Annotated in this window: 2 protein-coding genes; both read left to right on the top strand. The window is 52.3% G+C overall.

Annotated elements, in window-relative coordinates:
- Positions 1-249 precede the first annotated feature (249 nt).
- Positions 250-1,248, top strand: coding sequence for a glycine betaine/L-proline ABC transporter substrate-binding protein ProX (gene proX / locus AC1DVH_RS30285; RefSeq protein WP_477756892.1), 999 nt, complete (start codon positions 250-252; stop codon positions 1,246-1,248).
- An 86-nt stretch (positions 1,249-1,334) separates the two neighbouring features.
- Positions 1,335-1,899: MmgE/PrpD family protein (locus tag AC1DVH_RS30280; RefSeq protein ID WP_477756891.1), on the top strand; the 565-nt coding region annotated here is incomplete at its 3' end.

The following is a 1,899-nucleotide window of genomic DNA, read 5'->3' as shown; positions in this document are numbered from 1 at the left end:
GGCAATGGGCGAGCGCAGCAATAGAGCAACCAGAGGCGAACATTGGTACCAGACAGGCCCTGTAGGGGTGTTGTATCGCCTGAAAAGACAAAGTGTCGTTAAAGAAGAAATAGATATCAGGCCAAAGAAAAGTTAACCCGCGTAGCAGCGCGCCCCTGAACCTAATAAAAAGCTGGCTCCTTAAACCACGCAAGGTAGACGATAATGAATTTCACACAATGCACAATGAAACAAAAACTTATTCGTTCTATGGCGCTTCTAGCATTAACGGTATCACCTGTTTTCGCATCCGCTGCGACAGCGCAACAACCCGGCCAAGGGATATCAATCACCCCCATCTTCCCGTCTATCGCCGAAGAGCGATTTCGCGGAGAGATTGCAATGGCGGGCCTTAAAGAGCTGGGGTACAAAGTTCAGACTCCCAAGGAGACCGAGTATTCCACCATGTTTGTGGCGATCTCTGGTGGCGATGCTGACTTCACGGTACATATGTGGGAGACGCTGCATGAGGCTTTTTACAAAAAAGCCGGTGGCGATGACACGATGGTGAAGTCCGGCGACATTATGCCGGGTGTTTTGCAGGGCTACATGATTGATAAAAAAACGGCTGATGAGCACCACATTACGTCTATCGCAGATTTGCAGAAACCGGAGATTGCCAAGCTGTTCGATGGCGATGGTGACGGTAAAGCGGACCTGACGGGTTGCAACCCCGGTTGGGGCTGTGAACTGATCATTGCACACCATATGAAAGCCTATGACCTGAACAAGACCGTTTCAAATAACCAGGGCTCCTATTTTGCCCTGATGGCCGACACCATTGCTCGTTATAAACAAGGCAAGCCGATTCTCTATTACACCTGGGTACCTCAGTGGATTTCCGGTGTACTGGTCGAAGGCAAAGATGTTGTGTGGCTGACCGTGCCGCGTACCGATCTTCCGAGTGGCAAGAACGATACCAATACTACATTCAATGGCAAAAACCTGGGTTTCCCGGTAGACGTCGTCAAAGCCGTTGTTAACAAAGAGTTCGCCGAGAAGAATCCGGCGGCGGAAAAGTTTTTGTCTGAAATGCAGATCACCACCGACGACGAAAGCGCGCAGAATCTCAAAATGCACAATGGTGAGAAAAGTGCAGCTGACATTACGCGCCATGCCTCGGAATGGATCGCCGCTCATCGCGCAAAGTACGATAGCTGGATAGCAGACGCCCGCGCCGCTGCAAATACCGCCACCGCAAAGAAGTAGTCTCGTCATCTAAAGCTGCGTAAAGGTTGCCCCTCGCCGGGCAACTTTTTTATCCGTTTCGGCGTTCATCATTCAGGAATCATGAAATGCAGTTGTATTCATTCGTCCAGAATTTCAGTTACAAGGACGCGCCCCTGCATACACGCGAGCTGGTTAAAACTTGCCTGCTCGACATCATTGGTGTGGCCGCCGGAGCCCGCGACAATCAAACCAGCGTTATGCTCAAAACTTACGCTGACACCCACTACTCAGCCAATAAGCTGTCCAGCCGCCTTTGGTTCGACGGCAGAGCCGTACATCCATTGGGGGCCGCTTATGCAGGCGGCTTCAGCGTAGATAGCCTGGATGCACATGAAGGTCACTTCACATCCAAGGGGCACGCGGGTGCAACTGTTGTCCCGGCCATTGTTGCATTGGTAGACGCGTATCGCAGTCAAGGCAAAGACATCAGCGGCGAGGAGTTCCTCAGCGCACTGTGCATTGGTTACGAGACGGCCTTGCGTGCGGGCCAGGCCTTAATGGCCACTGCCCCGGAATATCATGCCTCAGGCGCGTTTTCCGGAATCGGGGTCGTTTGTGCGGGAGCCCGCCTGCTGAAACTGGATGAAACGACGTTTCGTCACGCGCTGGGTATCGCGGAATATTTTGGCC

The sequence above is a fragment of the Pseudomonas sp. P4_C3 genome, from assembly GCF_056402075.1.
Note: the sequence above shows the minus strand (reverse complement) of the source record. Positions and strands in the feature narration are given on the sequence as shown.

What these genes read in the sequence shown, in the direction of transcription:
- proX (WP_477756892.1), top strand. Translation starts at nt 250, where the DNA reads ATGGCGCTTCTAGCATTAACGGTATCACCTGTTTTCGCATCCGCTGCG.